We start from the raw sequence: 17975 nt of genomic DNA, 5'->3' as shown, positions 1-17975 counted from the left end.
GCTCTAGCCAGCTGAGCTACGCCGCCATAATGGTAAGTGCTACTGAAGCACAAGTTATATCTTACATTCGTGAAGGGAAAATGTCAACAAAAAAATAAAGTTTGTCGGTTTCCATTTCCTTATTATTTATTCGTGTTATTTTCCACAAAAATAACCTAAAAACTTTGCTTTTCTTCAAAAAAAAAAGAACGCCTGTTTCTGTATTGAAAAAAAAGGTACAAAAACCTGTATACAAATGATTGTTCAAGAAGAATTTCGTCGAACGTTTTTCTTATCCGCTTATAAAATTCTGACAAAAAAATAAACAAGCCCTCTTTATAATAAAAATCACTAATATGAATGGGGTGTTGAAATGGAAAAAGTGGAAAGACCTATGATGGAACCTCTTGGAGATGTTCAGTTAAAAGAAGCGAAGGCAGGGGCCATCAATTGGATCCAACAACTGCAAACGAAGACGGAAGATATATTCATAAAGAAAGGTATCTCTTTAGCCATTATCGGTTTTTTATTAGGACGGGCATTAATTCTTTCTCAGTTGGCACCATTTGGACTTCCGTTTTTTGCAGCAGTTTTTCTCATGAGGCGTGACAGGGCTCCACTAGCTTTATTCGGATTGATTGCAGGCGGGCTCACCGTTCATTATTCCAATAGTTTGGTCATCTTTGCATCGGCGTTCCTGCTTCTGTTATTTCATAAGATCAAGAAGCCCGCCGTTGAAGGGCAATTCAAAACGATGTCGATGTACGTCTTTGCTTCACTATTCCTGGTCAACCTGGCCGAGCAATATCTGGTATTTCGAACGATTCAGCTGTACGACTTAATGATGATAGGAGTGGAAGCGGGACTCGCCATGATTTTAACCTTAATCTTCATACAGTCCATCCCGCTGCTAACCATACGGACAAAGTCCCAATCATTAAAGACGGAGGAAATCGTAAGCCTCATCATCTTACTGGCTTCGGTAATGACCGGAACCATAGGCTGGATGATATACGATTTATCACTCGACCATATATTCTCACGATACCTGGTCCTCCTCTTTGGGCTGGCGGGAGGGGCCGCCATAGGCTCCACTGTAGGTGTAGTTACTGGATTGATATTCAGCTTGGCAAGCATTGCCAGTCTTTATCAAATGAGCCTTCTCGCTTTTTCCGGACTTCTGGGCGGGTTGTTGAAGGAGGGAAGGAAGATAGGGGTCGCCGTAGGCCTCTTAATTGCTACGTTACTGATAGGTTTATATGGTGAGGGCACCAATAATATTATGGTGACCCTTTATGAATCACTTGTAGCTGTGGCTTTATTTATATTAACACCGTCATCCATAATCAACAAAATAGCGAAACACATACCGGGAACAGTCGAGAATTCTGATGAACAGCAGCAGTATGCCCGGAAAGTGAGGGATGTTACGGCTCAAAGGGTGGAGCAATTCTCACATGTATTTGAGGCGCTTTCAAATAGCTTTTCCCAAGTGGATGAAAGGGGGAGATTGGAGGAAGATGAGAAAGAATTCGATTACTTCTTGAGTAATGTAACGGAAAAGACGTGCCAGCTCTGTTTTAAAAAGGAACAATGCTGGTCCAAGAACTTCAATACAACCTATGACGGTATGCAGGAAATTATGATTCAATTAAGTGAAAATGATGGACAGCTCCCTCAAAAGACTTCGAAAGAATGGGGGAAATATTGCAGCCGCGGACCACAGGTCATTGGGGCGATATCACAGGAACTTACTTATTTTGAAGCAAACCAAAAGTTAAAAAGGCAGGTGAAAGAAAGCCGGAAACTAGTGGCGGATCAGCTGAGGGGCGTTTCTGCAGTAATGGATGATTTTGCGAAAGAAATTCAAAGGGAAAGGAAAAATCATCATGTACATGAAGAATCCATCATGGAGGCCATCCAGGATTTTGGCCTCCATATAGGCCATGTTGAAATATACAGTCTAGAACAAGGAAATGTTGATATAGAAATGAGTGTCCCATACTGCCAGGGCAGAGGGGAATGTGAAAAGTTGATAGCCCCTATGCTTTCGGACATTCTAGGGGAAACGATAGTCGTTCATTCAGAAGAGTGTGCAACATATCCAAACGGGCAATGTGAGGTGATATTTAGGTCAGCAAAAAAATTCACGGTCGAAACGGGTGTAGCTCATGCTGCCAAGGGGGGAGGGCTTGTTTCAGGAGATAGTTATACGACCATGGAAATTGGTTGCGGTAAATTCGCAATAGCCATTAGTGATGGTATGGGAAATGGGGAAAGGGCCCATTTTGAAAGTACAGAGACATTAAAGCTGCTTCAAAAATTTTTACAATCGGGAATAGAAGAAAAAATAGCCATTAAATCCGTAAACTCCGTATTATCTCTACGCACTACCGATGAAATATTTTCAACTCTTGATTTGGCAATGATTGATCTTCAGGACGCAAAGGCTAAGTTTTTAAAAATCTGTTCGATACCGAGTTTCATTAAAAGGGGTGATAGGATAATAAAAATTGAGTCGAGTAACCTGCCAATGGGAATTATCCAGGATTTCGATGTTGATGTTGTTTCAGAAGAGCTGAAGGCAGGGGATATATTAATCATGATGAGCGATGGAGTGTTCGATGGTCCCTCCCATGTCGAAAATATCGAGTTCTGGCTTAAACGAAAGATCAAGGAAATGGAGACAGAAGATCCGCAGGAAATTTCAGATTTAATATTGGAAGAGGTCATCCGAACAAAAGGGATAATAGATGATGATATGACAGTGGTAACGTCCAAAATTAAACATAATACACCGAAATGGGCATCCATTCCCGTTTCTCCAAAACGTAAAAAGGCCCAGTAGGGGCCGTTCATATATATAAAATAAATAAAACTAAAAACGAGGTGGTGTGTTGGTAGACGGGTAAAAGGTAAAAAGATGGACTTTAGAAAAATTTAATGAATCCACTCCATGAATGTGAATTGATTGCGTAAGCCTTTGGCGTATAATTTCCCCCTTTTTAGTCAATTATGGTAACAGATTGAAAGGAAGGGAGAGCAAAACATGAAAGCAGGAACATTAAGGCAGATTTTGCTTATAACCGACGGATGTTCAAATCATGGTGAGGAGCCCTCTGCCATGGCTGAATTAGCAAGGGAGCAAGGCATAACCATCAATGTAATAGGTGTAATGGAGAATGATGTGATAGATGAAAAGGGACTTAAGGAAATCGAGAAAATTGCTGGTTCAGGAGGTGGCGTAAGTCAAATAGTCTATGCCCAGCAGTTGTCCCAAACCGTCCAAATGGTGACCCAAAAGGCGATGACCCAAACTATACAGGGAGTTATCAATCGTGAACTTCAACAAATACTGGGAGATTCAAGAACGATGGAGGATCTTCCGCCGGAAAAACGTGGAGAGGTAATGGAGGTGGTCGATGAGCTTGGGGAAACAAGCAAGCTCGAAGTACTGATACTTGTTGATACCAGTGCAAGCATGAAACATAAATTGCCTACTGTAAAAGATTCCTTATTAGATCTTTCCCTTAGTATGAATGCAAGAATGGGTGACAGCCGTTTTTCAGTATTCGTATTTCCTGGGAAAAGAAATGATGTGGAAAAGTTGTTGGATTGGACGCCGAACCTTGAAGCCTTGACGGCAACTTTTCCTAAGCTTAGTACAGGGGGACTTACTCCGACAGGTCCAGCCATTCGTGAAGCTCTAACATATTTCAATAAAAAACGTTCATTGAGGGGATTGTTATCACATGATGATGAACAATACTTTGAGGAATCAATGTAACCTCCTCCCTGGCGGTTTGGTCACTGGGAAATGGAATAAAAACGAGTACAAAATAATTAAGGAATTGGGGTGTGGAGCGAACGGGATCGTCTACTTGGTTGAAAGTGAAAATCGTCATTATGCTTTAAAGCTCAGTGATAATGGGACGTCCATTATTTCGGAGATGAATATCCTAAAATCCTTCTCAAAGGTCCAGGGGTCTACCCTTGGACCTTCCTTTTTGGAAGCGGACGATTTCATCAAAGCAGGAAAGCAACTCCCGTTTTATGTCATGGAATATATCCATGGACACGATTTTTTGCGTTTCATTGAAAAGAAAGGGCCATCGTGGATCGGGGTCTTAATGCTTCAGCTTTTAACCAGTTTATCTGCCCTGCATACAAATGGCTGGGTGTTTGGGGATTTAAAACCTGAGAATTTGATAGTGACTTCACCAGCCTACAAAGTGCGGTGCGTCGATGTAGGCGGAACCACCTTAATTGGCCGATCTGTTAAAGAATTCACCGAGTTCTTCGACAGAGGTTACTGGGGACTTGGATCAAGAAAGGCTGATCCGCAATATGACTTGTTCGCAGTGGCGATGATTATCATCAATTCTTCCTACCCTAAACGTTTCCACAAGAACGGGGAGGGGTATAAACAGCTTAACGACTTGATTAAACAGAAAAAGGAATTGCACCCATATAGAAAGATGCTGGATAAAGCACTCCGTGGGCAGTATGATTCAGCCCTTCAAATGCGAGAGGATTTAGTCACTGTGTTAAGTAAGCAAAATCATTTGAACAAAAAGGGACCGGGCCAGGCAGCGACGAGGCAGCCTTCAACAAACCAACCTGCAACAAGGCAAGCCAGAAGGTCCCAAAACCATTCCAACAATAAGAGGGGAGGCTTTTTTGAAACCTTTTTACTGGTAGCCATAATATCGATGCTCTATGTTCTTTACATATATGAACAGTTGTTATGATATAGTTAATGGATGAATGCATGGAATAATTGAAACCATTTCATGTTTGAATCGTATAAACTAATACCTGTCCATAAAGAAGGAAGATTGTATGTTAAAGGAAAAAGTTCTGAATACCATTTATAGAAACGAATTGATTCAGGAAAACTCGAAGTTGCTCATAGGGGTTTCAGGGGGACCGGACTCGTTGGTGCTTCTCCATATCCTTAAGGAAATTCAATCACTTTTTCATTATGAGATTATTGTTGCAAGTGTTGACCATATGTTTCGTGGTGAGGAATCATATGAAGATTATAAATATGTCGAGCATATATGTGAACAGTGGGGCATCGCATTTGAAGGAAGAAGGATTGATGTTCCTGCCCGGATGGAACAGACGGGGGAAAGTTCACAAATAACGTCAAGAAAGGCACGCTTTGCTTTTTATGAAGAAATGATGGATAAGTATCAAGCCTCCACTCTTGTCCTGGGACATCATGGAGATGATCAAATCGAAACGATGCTCATGCGTTTAACAAGAGGGGCGACAGGTAAAGCAAGAGCAGGCATTCCTATAAAAAGACGTTTTCACACGGGTCATTTGATCAGGCCATTTCTCGAAATCACGAAAGGCCAAATTATTGAATATGCGGGCCATCATAATATTGAACCAAGGTTTGATCCGAGCAATGAAAAAGATGACTATGTAAGAAATCGCTTTAGACATGAAGTTCTTCCATTTTTAAAGAAAGAAAATAGAAAGGTTCATGAGCATTTTCAACGATTCAGTGAAGAACTTTATGAAGATGAAGAGTTTTTTCAGAACCTGGTTTCAAGCAAAATGACCGAGGTTTGGATCCATCAGGATAAGGATCAAGCGGTTATTCAGATTGATAAGGTTCTCGCGATGCCTAAACCTTTACAAAGAAGAGCGATTCAACTAATATTAAACTATCTTTATTTGGAGAGACCTTCATCGCTTTCGGCATTACATATTGATCAACTTTTAGTTTTGTTTTTAAATCCTCAACCATCTGCAGAATTGCATCTTCCGGAGGGCCTTATTGCTGAAAAATCATATCAAACTTGCACTTTTAGATTTTTTCGGCAAAAAAGCCATAAATATTCCCTTAAATTACAAATTCCCGGTGAGACTATTCTTCCGAATGGATACAAGATTAAAGCGCACTATATAAAAGAAGAAATTCCAGTCCTTAAAGGAAATCATTCTTTTATACTTCCCGAATCAGCTGTGAAGTTTCCGCTTACAGTCCGAACCAGGAATGAAGGCGAACGGATGGCAGTCAAGGGATTAGGTGGAACTAAAAAGTTGAAGGAGATTTTTATTAATGAGAAGATCCCGATGCTAGAAAGAAATGTGTGGCCGGTCATCATCGATCAAGCTGGAACGGCCATTTGGCTTCCTGGTTTAAAGAAATCGAATGTTGAGCCGGATATAATTTCTGATGAAAAATCTTTAATCTACTTAGAATATAAAAAAGCTTAATTCTTCATGGGGGGCAATTAATTACTATGACCATGCAAAACGACATTGAAAAAGTGTTAATAACTGAGGAAGAACTACAAAAAAAAATCAGGGAATTGGGTGCGCAGCTTGAAGCTGATTACCAAGGTAAGTTCCCGCTGGCTATCGGAGTGCTGAAAGGCGCCATGCCATTTATGTCAGATTTACTGAAACGCGTGGATACACATCTTGAAATGGACTTTATGGATGTTTCAAGCTATGGTAGCTCTACTGTATCTTCCGGTGAAGTGAAAATCATCAAAGATCTTAATACATCCGTTGAAGGCCGGGATATTTTAATCATCGAAGATATTATCGATAGCGGCTTAACCCTTAGCTATCTTGCGGAACTTTTCCGTTATAGAAAAGCAAAATCAATTAAAATCGTTACCCTATTGGATAAACCAACAGGCAGGAAAGCCGATATCACTCCTGACTATGCCGGATTTATCGTTCCTGATGCATTTGTTGTCGGATATGGTCTTGATTTTGCAGAAAAGTATCGTAATCTCCCGTATATTGGCATATTGAAGCCTGAAATTTACTCGAATTAATCGTTCCTGTTCGAAAGAGAAGACCAGATAAAAACAGCGGTGTTAAATTATTGTAATTCATTAATTTTGTATGATAGTATTTACTATAGTTTGTTTACCCGTGGGAGGAGGTAAGGGATGAATCGGATCTTCCGTAATACCATATTTTATTTACTGATCTTTTTGGTCATCATTGGGATTGTAAGCATCTTTAATAATAACAATGAACCAACAGAGAAAATGACCCAAGATGAATTCTATAAACATTTGGAGAGTGGGGACGTTACAGCACTAACGATGCAGCCCGAAAGCAGTGTGTTTGAAATCACAGGGAAGCTCAAAGGTTATGAGGAAAACAAATACTTTGTGACGTACGTACCTTTCAGTGAATATTCGCAGAGTCGAATTAATGATGCCGTAACTAAGTTGGGTAAAGACATCATCACTGTTGAACCTCCAGAAAAGACAAGTGGCTGGGTGACATTTTTCACTTCAATCATTCCATTTGTAATCATTTTTATCCTCTTCTTCTTTTTACTTAACCAAGCTCAAGGTGGCGGTGGTGGCCGTGTCATGAACTTCGGGAAAAGTAAGGCGAAATTGTATAATGATGATAAGAAAAAAGTACGCTTCAATGATGTTGCCGGAGCGGACGAAGAAAAGCAGGAACTTGTCGAGGTCGTTGAATTCTTAAAAGATCCTCGCAAATATGCCGAGCTTGGAGCCCGTATTCCTAAAGGGGTACTTTTAGTCGGGCCTCCTGGTACAGGTAAAACTTTACTTGCACGGGCAGTAGCTGGTGAAGCCGGTACTCCTTTCTTCTCGATCAGTGGTTCTGATTTTGTTGAAATGTTTGTAGGTGTCGGTGCATCCCGTGTTCGTGATTTGTTTGAAAATGCTAAGAAGAATGCACCATGTATCATCTTTATCGATGAAATTGATGCAGTCGGTCGTCAACGTGGCGCAGGTCTAGGTGGCGGTCACGATGAACGTGAACAAACACTGAACCAACTACTTGTAGAAATGGATGGTTTCGGTGGGAATGAAGGAATCATTATCATCGCTGCGACTAACCGTGCTGATGTATTGGATCCGGCATTATTGCGTCCAGGACGTTTTGACCGTCAAATTACGGTTGGCCGCCCAGATGTTAAAGGCCGTGAAGAAGTATTGAAAGTGCATGCACGTAATAAACCTTTAGCTGAAACGGTTGATTTGAAAGCGATCGCTCAGCGTACACCAGGATTTTCTGGTGCAGATCTTGAAAACTTACTGAATGAAGCGGCGCTTGTCGCTGCCCGTCAAGATAAGAAGAAGATCGACATGTCCGATTTGGATGAAGCTTCGGATCGCGTTATTGCGGGACCTGCTAAGAAAAATCGTGTCATTTCCAAAAAGGAACGGAATATTGTAGCATGGCATGAAGCGGGCCATACCATTATTGGATTGGTTCTTGATGATGCCGAAGTCGTTCATAAAGTTACGATTGTCCCTCGTGGTCAAGCTGGCGGATATGCAGTTATGCTGCCGAAAGAAGATCGTTTCTTCATGACGGAGCCTGAACTGAAAGATAAAATCGTAGGACTTTTGGGTGGCCGAGTATCCGAAGAAGTTACATTCGGAGAAGTGAGTACCGGAGCGCATAATGACTTCCAGCGTGCAACTGGCATAGCTCGAAGCATGGTTATGGAATATGGTATGAGTAAGCTCGGACCTCTTCAATTCGGTAATTCTCAAGGTCAGGTCTTCCTAGGCCGCGATTTTAACAATGATCAAAATTACTCAGATGCAATAGCATATGAAATTGATCTTGAAATTCAACGCATCATCAGGGAAGCTTACGAAAGATGTAAGACGATTCTTACTGAAAATCGTGAAAAACTTGATTTGGTTGCAAAAACCTTGCTTGAAGTGGAAACACTTGATGCTGAACAAATCAAAAGTTTATTCCATAACGGTAAGTTGCCAGAACGGGATTATACCGCTTTGAATGGGAATTTAACTACTGATGAGAATGTCAAGGTGAACATCAATACGAAGAAGGAAGAAAAAGAGGCCCTATTAGATCCATTGGATAAGAGAGGACCTGAGGACCTTGAAATAACGGAGGAAGGATTGAATACTCCTCCAATCAAAGAAGGCACACCTCAAGATCAGCCGCTTTCCTTCCCGAACGAAGATGACAATAAAAAGTCTTAAGTTGACTATAAGAAAAGGGTATTTCCGCCTCGGAAATACCCTTTTCTAACTCTAAAAATGACTTTGGGGACGTAAGATAAAGATGCTGGGATTTTTTTACCTTACGAAAAGCGCGACTAATAGCGTGGGAAATAACAGTGTGGTATGATGTTGGAGAATAATTTACCGGAGTGATGAAACGATGATTTTTGTATTGGATGTTGGGAATACGAATACTGTATTAGGCGTATACGATGAAGATATTTTAAAATATCATTGGCGAATTGAGACTAGCCGTCATAAAACAGAAGATGAGTATGGTATGGTCATAAAGTCTTTACTGCAACATGAGGGTCTTTCGTTTGATCAGTTTGATGGAATCATTATTTCTTCGGTAGTTCCGCCGATTATGTTTGCGCTTGAACGTATGTGTAAAAAATACTTTGGCATTAAGCCGCTTATAGTGGGGCCTGGAATAAAAACTGGATTGAATATTAAATACGAAAATCCCCGTGAGGTGGGAGCGGACCGGATCGTTAATGCTGTTGCAGGCATTCAGGAATATGGAAGCCCTCTCATTATCGTGGATTTTGGCACGGCAACGACATATTGCTACATAAATGAGGATAAACAATACATGGGCGGAGCCATTGCTCCGGGCATAAATATTTCTACAGAAGCACTTTATTCAAAAGCGGCCAAACTTCCAAGGATAGAAATCAGCCGACCTGAAGGAATCATTGGAAAAAATACGGTATCCGCCATGCAGGCTGGTATTTTGTTTGGGTATGTTGGACAGGTTGAAGGAATCGTTAATCGAATAAAGGCGCAAAGTAATCTAGAGCCAACGGTAATAGCGACAGGCGGACTGGCTACTTTAATTGCTAATGAGTCTACTGTGATTGACGTTGTTGAGCCATTTTTAACTTTAAAGGGATTGCAGCTGATTTATAAACGAAATCGTGAACAAGTGAAGAAGTAATTATACAGCATGGAAGGAGCATAACAAATGAAGGATTATCTAATAAAGGCGTTAGGCTATGAAGGACAGGTACGGGCATATGCTGTTTCAACAACTGATACCGTAGGAGAAGCTCAACGACGTCATTATACATGGCCTACTGCTTCCGCTGCCCTTGGGCGTGCAATGACGGCAGGTGTGATGATGGGCGGAATGTTAAAAGGTGAAGAAAAACTGACGATTAAAATTGAGGGCGGTGGCCCGATTGGATCCATCCTGGTCGACAGCAATGCGAAGGGAGAAGTCCGCGGATATGTGACTCACCCGCAAACCCATTTTGATTTGAATGAACAAGGAAAGCTGGATGTCAGGAAAGCGGTGGGGACAGACGGAGTGTTGACTGTAGTGAAAGATATTGGTCTCCGTGATCATTTTTCAGGTCAAGTACCGCTTGTATCGGGGGAATTAGGTGAAGATTTCACTTATTACTTCGCTACTTCCGAACAGGTGCCTTCTTCTGTAGGAGTGGGGGTCCTGGTGAATCCGGATAATTCGATACTTGCAGCAGGTGGATTTATCATTCAATTGATGCCAGGCACATCCGATGATACGATTTCCAAAATCGAGAGTCGTCTAAGCACAATAGCTCCTGTTTCTAAGATGATCCAGAAAGGTCTGACTCCTGAAGAAATCCTAACCGAGATTTTGGGTGAGGGCAATGTGAATATTTTAGAGAAAATGGATGTTGCATTTTCCTGTCAATGTTCAAGGGAAAGAATTGCCAATGCATTGATTAGCCTTGGACAAGATGAGATCCGGGATATTATTGAGACAGAGGGACAAGCGGAGGCACAATGCCATTTTTGTAATCAGACCTACCAATTCTCGAAGGAAGATCTCGAGGAACTAGAAGCAGAAACCAAAAAATAATTTACGGGGGATAAGGGTTTTGCCTAAACAAAAGCTTCGGGCGATTATTGCCGGCCTTGCATTGTTGAACCTGTTGACCATCATAATCTTTGTCATAAAACCGTTGATCATTTCAAAATCCGTCATTGGGCAGGAAACAGTCGCAAAGGTTGGTTCCAAGGATATTTCCCGGGAAGCATGGATTAATGAACTCGAAAAAAGGTATGGGGAAGATGTACTTGAGGAAATGGTCGATAAAGAGGTAGTGAAACAGGCAGCGGAAAAATACAAAGTGAAAACTTCGGATGAAGAGATCGATCGGGAACTTAAAATGATGAAAACAATGTATGGAACTGCCGGTCAGACTCTTAATAAAAGTACGGATCAATTGAGGCAGGAAATTCAGTCTAGTCTACTCCTTGAAAAGCTCCTCACAAAGGATGTTTCGGTTTCCGAAACGGCAATGCAGAATTACTATGATAATAATAAGGATATTTACCGAATCCCTACTACTTTCCATATTTCCCATATTACCTTGTCTACAAAAAAGCAGGCGGACCAAATCATACGTGAACTGGAGAAAGGTGTCTCCTTTAATGTCTTAGCGATGGAAAAATCCCTTGATGAATTCACTGCCAATCAGGGAGGCGACATGGGTTATATATCGCAGGATAATGAGCAAGTCTCCAAGGAATACATTGCCGCTGCCGAGAAATTGAAGGCTAAAAAGTGGAGTGAGCCAATACAAACGGAAGATGGTTGGGCCGTTATCTATCTGCATGAAAAAATAGAGGGCAAGCAGTATAAATATGAAGAAGTTAAAGATAAGATTCACCGCCAAATAGCTCTTGAACAGATTCAGGCACCGGTCTCCGGGAAGATTTTCTGGGATGAATTTAATGTAGAATGGTTTTATGGATTGAAAGAACAAAAGTAGGTCAATGGATTGTGTGAAAATTTAGAATATAGTATATAATCATTGACAATGAACCATTAAAACTGGTAACTTTAATTAATAAAACCAATAAACATACTCGGTATTGAAATGATAAGGAGTGGAGAAAATGGCACGTATAGCTAATTCTGTAATCGATTTAATTGGACAAACACCTATTGTGAAGTTAAACAAGCTTCAAAATGAAAACAGTGCAGATATTTATTTGAAACTTGAGTATTTTAACCCAGGCAGTAGTGTAAAAGACCGTATCGCCCTTGCGATGATCGAAGCAGCAGAAAAAAACGGTAACCTTAAGCCAGGTGATACGATCATTGAACCTACAAGCGGAAATACCGGAATAGGACTAGCGATGGTAGCGGCAGCCAAAGGCTATAAATCAATCCTGGTCATGCCGGAGACAATGAGCCTGGAACGCCGTAACTTGCTTCGCGCTTATGGGGCAGAGTTAGTTCTTACACCTGGTCCAGAAGGAATGAAGGGAGCAATCGCTAAGGCAACTGAGCTGTCTAAAGAAAAAGGTTACTTTATTCCGCAGCAATTCGAGAATGAAGCCAACCCTGAAGTTCATCGTAACACTACTGGCCCTGAAATTGTTGAAGCCTTTGGTGATGAAGGTCTGGATGCATTCGTTGCCGGAATCGGTACTGGCGGAACCATTACTGGTGCTGGTGAAGTCCTGCGTGAAAAATATCCTGACATTAAAATTTACGCTGTTGAGCCTGCGGATTCTCCTGTATTATCCGGTGGGACCCCGGGGCCCCATAAAATCCAAGGAATCGGTGCAGGCTTCGTTCCAAGTATTTTAAATACAGATCTCTATGACGAAATCATTCAAGTCAATACAGAAGAATCGTTCGATTACGCCCGTAGAGCAGCAAAAGAGGAAGGAATTCTTGGCGGAATTTCTTCTGGAGGCGCAATTGCTGCGGCTATTAAAGTGGCTGAAAAACTGGGAAAAGGCAAAAAGGTCCTTGCTATCATACCAAGTAATGGTGAACGTTACTTGAGTACACCATTATATAACTTTGAGTGAGACCAGATACTAAATGAGAAGCAAAGTTCCTTATGGGCTTTGCTTTTCTTTTTGTAGAAAAGTCTGCGAAGTATTTCTAATCTTCACGGAGGGTTGCACTATACCTATGTAAATGGGTAAACTCGTATATATAGATTTCTTTAGGCGAAGGAGAACGTTGGATGTCATTAGCTGAAGTATCAAAAATAACATGCGGTTCATTTGATTTGGATTATAGCAAGAAAACTTTAATTATGGGGATTTTGAATGTTACGCCGGACTCCTTTTCGGATGGCGGGAAATATAATCGGGTAGATGCTGCTTTGAAGCATGCCGAACAGATGGTCAACGACGGAGCGGATATTTTGGACGTAGGCGGAGAGTCCACCCGTCCTAACTATGAGAGAATATCGGATGAGGAGGAGATTGAGAGAGTAGCCCCGATTATTGAGGCCATTTCCCGTAATATTGAGATACCAATATCGGTCGATACGTATAAATCAAGAGTTGCGGAAGAGGCAGTAAAAGCAGGAGCCCATATATTAAATGATATTTGGGGAGGAAAAGCCGATTCCTTGATGGCGAAGGTTGCGGCGGAATATAAGGTGCCGATTATCTTGATGCATAACAGGGATAATATGGGTTATGGACATTTTGTTCGGGATGTACTTCAAGATTTATTCGAAAGCATCATGTTGGTAAAGGATGCGGGAGTCAAGGACGAAAACATCATTCTCGATCCAGGCATTGGATTTGCGAAAGATTTAAAGTTAAATTTGGAAATGATGAGGAATCTTGATAAGCTGGTATCATTAGGTTATCCTGTGCTGCTTGCGACATCAAGAAAGTCCATGATTGGACATGTTCTGGACCTGCCGCCTAGTGAGCGGATGGAAGGCACTGCCGCTACAATCTGCCATGGCATTCAGCAAGGCTGTCAAATGGTTCGCGTGCATGATGTGAAGGAAATGGCACGGACTGCAAAGATGATGGATGTTCTTTTAGGAAAAGGTGAATGAAATGGATAAGATATATGTGAATAAAATGGAGTTTTACGGTTATCATGGAGTTTTTCCGGAAGAAACGAAGCTTGGTCAGCGGTTTAAAGTGGATTTAATCGTCCAGACTGATTTAGCCAATGCTGGGAAGAGTGACAACCTTGAAGACTCAATCAACTATGGCGAGTTATATGAAGTGTGTAAAAGTGTTGTTGAGGGAGAACCTTTTAAGTTAGTGGAAGCTGTTGCTGAAAAAATTGCTTCTGAACTACTTAATAAATATTCTTCCATCGAGACATGCACCGTGAAGGTATATAAACCAGATCCTCCTATAGCGGGGCACTATGACTCGGTAGCTATAGAAATTGTAAGGGGACGCTGATTGTGGTAAATATTGCTTACCTTTCTATAGGATCGAACTTAGGGGATCGCCTTGATACTTTCCGAACGGCTTTCCAATTATTGTCTGAAAACCCGCATATCCAGTTGGCGGCCTGCTCTTCTTTATATGAAACAGACCCGATAGGATATGCCGACCAGGACTGTTTTTTAAATGCTGTCCTTAAAGTGAAAACTGATTTAGAACCAGAGGAATTACTTCACGCCTGTATGAAAATCGAAACCGATTTAGGGAGAAAAAGGGAAATCAGGTGGGGTCCCCGTACTTTAGACCTTGACATTTTGTTATATAATAATGAAAATATTGAGACAGAGATTCTTTCAGTCCCGCACCCTCGTATGCACGAGAGGGCTTTTGTTATCGTGCCTTTAATGGAAGTGGACCCTGATATTAGGCTTCCGCACATGCATGCACCTTTGAGCGACTTGCTTGAACAGATTCCGGATAAAGAAGGAGTTCGATTATGGAAGGTGAAAAATGGGGAAGGCGCATTCGCGCTTTTCGAAAGTTAAAGGGTTATACACAGGAAGGCTTTGCGAGAGAAATAGGCGTTTCCGTTTCCTTGTTGGGGGAAGTTGAAAGAGGGAACCGAAACCCTTCAGAGGCATTTTTACTGGAAGTGGCGGATATCCTTCATGTTTCCATTGAGGAGCTTCAACCTCCTGAGGATAAATGAAAGAATGTTATAGGAGGTCACACGTGTTAAAAATAGGCGATATAGAAATGAAAAATCCGGTAGTGCTAGCACCGATGGCCGGAGTCTGTAACTCGGCATTCCGCTTAACGGTCAAGGAATTTGGTGCTGGTCTAGTTTGTGCGGAGATGGTCAGTGACAAAGGAATCGTTCTTCAAAATGCCAAAACGCTGAATATGCTTTATATAGATGAAAGAGAAAAACCATTAAGTTTGCAAATCTTTGGCGGCGAAAAGAAATCCTTGGTCAAAGCTGCTCAATTCGTTGATAAGAATACAAATGCCGACATCATTGATATCAATATGGGCTGCCCTGTCCCGAAAATCACGAAATGTGATGCAGGGGCGAAATGGCTTCTAGACCCGAATAAAATTTATGAGATGGTTTCCGCGGTTGTTGATGCTGTCGAAAAGCCTGTAACCGTGAAAATGCGCATTGGCTGGGATGAAGAGCATGTGTTTGCGATTGAAAATGCTCAGGCAGTTGAACGCGCGGGTGGTAAAGCCGTTTCCATGCATGGGAGAACCCGGGTTCAAATGTATGAAGGAAAAGCTAACTGGGACATCATTCGTGAAGTGAAGAAATCGCTCAATATTCCCCTTATCGGGAATGGAGATGTGGAAACGCCACAGGATGCTGAACGTATGTTGAAGGAAACCGGAGTCGACGGTGTCATGATCGGCCGTGCAGCTCTAGGTAACCCGTGGATGATTTACCGGACTGTAAAATATTTAGAAACGGGTCAACTGATGGATGAACCTACAGTTCGTGAAAAGATGGATGTTTGTGTACTTCACATGGATCGTCTGATTGCACTGAAAAACGAAAACGTCGCTGTCCGTGAAATGCGTAAGCATGCTTCTTGGTACCTAAAAGGTGTTAAAGGGAATGCCAAGGCACGTAAAGGGATCAACGATTGTGAAACAAGGGAAGATGTCGTGAGCCTTCTTTATGGAATGGTCGATGATATTGAAGCGAAGGAAATGAACATTCAAATGGTCTGATGTTGACTTCGCCTTCCTGTTTTCCTATAATACGCATATCTTAAACTGCCATTAAACCTGGCAGTTTTTATATATACATAAAGAAGTTTTTAAGATAAAAAGCTGTTGAATTCTCGTACTTTATGTAAGAATAAATACGTATGCAAAAGAATTTCTGATAAATTATATAAAGCTTTTATTAATAAAGATGGAGATGATTTTCGTGAGTCATGAAGAATTGAATGACCAACTGCAAGTGAGACGCGATAAAATGCAGGCCATGATTGATAATGGACAAGACCCATTCGGGAGCAGATTCGAGCGCACACATAACACTCAAGAGATAGTTAGTGCTTATGGGGAATTAGAAAAAGAAGATCTTGAAGAAAAAGAAATTGAAGTTACGATCGCTGGCCGGGTAATGACTAAGCGTGGAAAAGGGAAAGCGGGATTTGCCCATATTCAGGATATTAGCGGCCAAATCCAAATCTACGTCCGTTTAGATAAAATAGGTGAAGATGCTTACCAAATTTTCAACCAAACGGATCTGGGCGATATCGTAGGGGTCACTGGTGTAATTTTCAAAACGAAAGTCGGGGAACTTTCCATTAAAGCTAAAGAATATGTGTTCCTTGCTAAAGCGCTTCGCCCATTACCTGATAAATTTCATGGTCTAAAGGATGTTGAAGAGCGTTATCGGAAACGTTATGTTGATTTAATTACAAATGAGGAAAGTAAAAACACGTTGATCATGCGCAGTCGTATTGTACAAGCCATGAGACGATATCTTGATGATCATGGATACCTTGAAGTAGAGACGCCTCTATTGCACTCTGTTGCTGGTGGAGCTGCTGCACGGCCTTTCCTTACTCATCATAATGCATTGGATATGTCTTTGAATTTAAGGATTGCCATCGAGCTTCATCTAAAACGCTTAATCGTTGGCGGATTAGAGAAAGTTTATGAAATAGGACGGGTTTTCAGGAATGAAGGAGTATCTACAAGACACAATCCGGAATTCACATTGATTGAATTATACGAGGCATATGCTGATTACCAAGATATCATGAGTTTAACGGAAAACCTGATTGCCCATATAGCACAAGAAGTTCTGGGGACGACTACCATCCAGTATGGGGAGTATGAAATAGAGTTAAAACCGGAATGGAAAAGACTTCACATGGTTGATGCTGTAAAAGAATATACAGGTGTGGACTTCTGGACTCAAATGAGTAAAGAAGAAGCCCAACAGCTTGCTAAAGATAACGGAATTGAAGTTAAGGAATCCATGGAATTTGGTCATATTGTAAATGAGTTCTTTGAACAGAAGGTTGAAGATAAGTTAATTCAACCTACATTCATTTATGGACATCCAGTGGAAATCTCTCCGTTAGCAAAGAAAAACCCGGAAGATTCCCGTTTTACCGATCGTTTTGAGTTATTCATTGTGGGTAGGGAGCATGCAAATGCCTTCACGGAACTTAATGACCCTATTGATCAACGTCAACGCTTTGAAGCACAATTAAAAGAACGAGAGCAAGGTAATGATGAGGCTCATGAAATGGATGAAGATTTCTTGGAGGCTTTAGAATACGGAATGCCGCCAACTGGCGGATTGGGAATTGGTGTTGACCGTTTGGTTATGCTATTGACCAATTCTCCTTCTATACGTGACGTGCTGTTATTCCCGTTAATGAGACACCGCTAATAATGTAAGGTAATTAATGATTGCAGGGCCGAATTCGGACGGCTGGGATTCAGGAGTGTAGCTCATGATCCCGGTAAGTTCAATTCGGTTTTTGTTTTTTAATTATAATTTCATGTCTTTTAATTGATTGGATTCTAGGGTTGGAAAGAAAAACAACATTATCTCAAAAAAACTTTATAAAAGGTATTGCGCAGTTAACGTAATGGTGTTATATTTATATCTGTCGTTACGAACGAGTTGCAAACGGATTACAAACTCTAAAAAAAGTTTTAAAAAGTTGTTGACTCAGAGTGGTGAAAATGTTATTATTAATAAGCTGTTCCGAAAGACATTGCTCTTTGAAAACTGAACAAAACAAAGCGCCAACGTTAAATTTTAAGTGAGCACACACTATCAAAAAAGCAAAA

The 17975-nt window shown here is 41.2% G+C and carries 17 protein-coding genes; 16 read left to right on the top strand and 1 reads right to left on the bottom strand.

The window, feature by feature from the left end; translation table 11 throughout:
* The first annotated feature begins 352 nt into the window (after positions 1 to 352).
* From spoIIE to lysS, 16 genes are all read left to right on the top strand, one after another.
* A complete protein-coding gene (spoIIE, locus tag N9I19_RS20705; protein WP_061440342.1) occupies positions 353 to 2827 on the top strand; it encodes a stage II sporulation protein E in 2475 nt (824 codons plus the stop codon).
* Positions 2828 to 3028: 201 nt separating this feature from the next.
* Positions 3029 to 3766, top strand: coding sequence for a VWA domain-containing protein (locus N9I19_RS20700; RefSeq protein ID WP_089364284.1), 738 nt, complete (start codon positions 3029 to 3031; stop codon positions 3764 to 3766).
* Positions 3732 to 4730 carry a protein kinase domain-containing protein gene (locus N9I19_RS20695; RefSeq protein WP_317778844.1) on the top strand — a complete coding sequence of 333 codons (999 nt, stop codon included), beginning with the start codon at positions 3732 to 3734 and terminating at the stop codon, positions 4728 to 4730. The genes N9I19_RS20700 and N9I19_RS20695 overlap by 35 nt, the downstream gene beginning before the upstream one ends.
* Positions 4731 to 4821: 91 nt before the next feature.
* A complete protein-coding gene (gene tilS / locus N9I19_RS20690) occupies positions 4822 to 6216 on the top strand; it encodes a tRNA lysidine(34) synthetase TilS (RefSeq protein ID WP_284469087.1) in 1395 nt (464 codons plus the stop codon).
* A 32-nt stretch (positions 6217 to 6248) separates the two neighbouring features.
* The gene (hpt, locus tag N9I19_RS20685; RefSeq protein WP_061465930.1) at positions 6249 to 6788 is read left to right on the top strand and encodes a hypoxanthine phosphoribosyltransferase; all 540 of its coding nucleotides are present in this window, start codon (positions 6249 to 6251) and stop codon (positions 6786 to 6788) included.
* A gap of 117 nt (positions 6789 to 6905) precedes the next feature.
* Positions 6906 to 8966, top strand: coding sequence for an ATP-dependent zinc metalloprotease FtsH (gene ftsH / locus N9I19_RS20680; RefSeq protein WP_081108653.1), 2061 nt, complete (start codon positions 6906 to 6908; stop codon positions 8964 to 8966).
* A gap of 181 nt (positions 8967 to 9147) precedes the next feature.
* Positions 9148 to 9927 carry a type III pantothenate kinase gene (locus tag N9I19_RS20675; protein WP_061440345.1) on the top strand — a complete coding sequence of 260 codons (780 nt, stop codon included), beginning with the start codon at positions 9148 to 9150 and terminating at the stop codon, positions 9925 to 9927.
* A 27-nt stretch (positions 9928 to 9954) separates the two neighbouring features.
* Entirely contained in the window at positions 9955 to 10836 is an 882-nt protein-coding gene (gene hslO / locus N9I19_RS20670) for an Hsp33 family molecular chaperone HslO (protein WP_061440346.1), read from the top strand.
* A gap of 19 nt (positions 10837 to 10855) precedes the next feature.
* Positions 10856 to 11752 carry a peptidyl-prolyl cis-trans isomerase gene (locus N9I19_RS20665; RefSeq protein ID WP_317778843.1) on the top strand — a complete coding sequence of 299 codons (897 nt, stop codon included), beginning with the start codon at positions 10856 to 10858 and terminating at the stop codon, positions 11750 to 11752.
* Positions 11753 to 11879: 127 nt separating this feature from the next.
* The gene (cysK, locus tag N9I19_RS20660; RefSeq protein WP_061440348.1) at positions 11880 to 12806 is read left to right on the top strand and encodes a cysteine synthase A; all 927 of its coding nucleotides are present in this window, start codon (positions 11880 to 11882) and stop codon (positions 12804 to 12806) included.
* 161 nt (positions 12807 to 12967) lie between these two features.
* Positions 12968 to 13804: a dihydropteroate synthase gene (folP, locus tag N9I19_RS20655; RefSeq protein ID WP_089364288.1), complete on the top strand. Its 837-nt coding sequence runs from the start codon at positions 12968 to 12970 to the stop codon at positions 13802 to 13804.
* 1 nt (position 13805) lies between these two features.
* Positions 13806 to 14165: a dihydroneopterin aldolase gene (gene folB / locus N9I19_RS20650; protein WP_061440350.1), complete on the top strand. Its 360-nt coding sequence runs from the start codon at positions 13806 to 13808 to the stop codon at positions 14163 to 14165.
* A 2-nt stretch (positions 14166 to 14167) separates the two neighbouring features.
* Positions 14168 to 14695 carry a 2-amino-4-hydroxy-6-hydroxymethyldihydropteridine diphosphokinase gene (gene folK, locus N9I19_RS20645; protein WP_317778842.1) on the top strand — a complete coding sequence of 176 codons (528 nt, stop codon included), beginning with the start codon at positions 14168 to 14170 and terminating at the stop codon, positions 14693 to 14695.
* Positions 14647 to 14859, top strand: a complete 213-nt coding sequence (locus N9I19_RS20640) for a helix-turn-helix domain-containing protein (RefSeq protein WP_061440352.1) — start codon at positions 14647 to 14649, stop codon at positions 14857 to 14859. The genes folK and N9I19_RS20640 overlap by 49 nt, the downstream gene beginning before the upstream one ends.
* 23 nt (positions 14860 to 14882) lie before the next feature.
* Positions 14883 to 15881 carry a tRNA dihydrouridine synthase DusB gene (gene dusB, locus N9I19_RS20635; protein ID WP_089364290.1) on the top strand — a complete coding sequence of 333 codons (999 nt, stop codon included), beginning with the start codon at positions 14883 to 14885 and terminating at the stop codon, positions 15879 to 15881.
* A 187-nt stretch (positions 15882 to 16068) separates the two neighbouring features.
* Entirely contained in the window at positions 16069 to 17568 is a 1500-nt protein-coding gene (gene lysS / locus N9I19_RS20630) for a lysine--tRNA ligase (protein ID WP_176432012.1), read from the top strand.
* Positions 17569 to 17794: 226 nt separating this feature from the next.
* Here lysS and N9I19_RS20625 read toward each other — a convergent pair.
* On the bottom strand, positions 17795 to 17975 hold a 181-nt coding region (locus N9I19_RS20625), incomplete at its 5' end, for a hypothetical protein (RefSeq protein ID WP_317778841.1).

The sequence above is a fragment of the Peribacillus sp. CSMR9 genome (assembly GCF_033141925.1).
GTDB lineage: Bacteria > Bacillota > Bacilli > Bacillales > DSM-1321 > Peribacillus > Peribacillus simplex_A.
The sequence above is the reverse complement of the archived record's forward strand: the minus strand, read 5'-3'. Positions and strand labels throughout refer to the sequence as shown.

Coding starts and splice junctions, on each gene's coding strand:
- spoIIE (WP_061440342.1), top strand. CDS start 353: ATGGAAAAAGTGGAAAGACCTATGATGGAACCTCTTGGAGATGTTCAG.
- folP (WP_089364288.1), top strand. CDS start 12,968: ATGTCATTAGCTGAAGTATCAAAAATAACATGCGGTTCATTTGATTTG.
- N9I19_RS20695 (WP_317778844.1), top strand. CDS start 3,732: ATGATGATGAACAATACTTTGAGGAATCAATGTAACCTCCTCCCTGGC.
- cysK (WP_061440348.1), top strand. CDS start 11,880: ATGGCACGTATAGCTAATTCTGTAATCGATTTAATTGGACAAACACCT.
- N9I19_RS20675 (WP_061440345.1), top strand. CDS start 9,148: ATGATTTTTGTATTGGATGTTGGGAATACGAATACTGTATTAGGCGTA.
- lysS (WP_176432012.1), top strand. CDS start 16,069: ATGGAGATGATTTTCGTGAGTCATGAAGAATTGAATGACCAACTGCAA.
- hslO (WP_061440346.1), top strand. CDS start 9,955: ATGAAGGATTATCTAATAAAGGCGTTAGGCTATGAAGGACAGGTACGG.
- tilS (WP_284469087.1), top strand. CDS start 4,822: ATGTTAAAGGAAAAAGTTCTGAATACCATTTATAGAAACGAATTGATT.
- hpt (WP_061465930.1), top strand. CDS start 6,249: ATGCAAAACGACATTGAAAAAGTGTTAATAACTGAGGAAGAACTACAA.
- N9I19_RS20640 (WP_061440352.1), top strand. CDS start 14,647: ATGGAAGGTGAAAAATGGGGAAGGCGCATTCGCGCTTTTCGAAAGTTA.
- ftsH (WP_081108653.1), top strand. CDS start 6,906: ATGAATCGGATCTTCCGTAATACCATATTTTATTTACTGATCTTTTTG.
- N9I19_RS20700 (WP_089364284.1), top strand. CDS start 3,029: ATGAAAGCAGGAACATTAAGGCAGATTTTGCTTATAACCGACGGATGT.
- folB (WP_061440350.1), top strand. CDS start 13,806: ATGGATAAGATATATGTGAATAAAATGGAGTTTTACGGTTATCATGGA.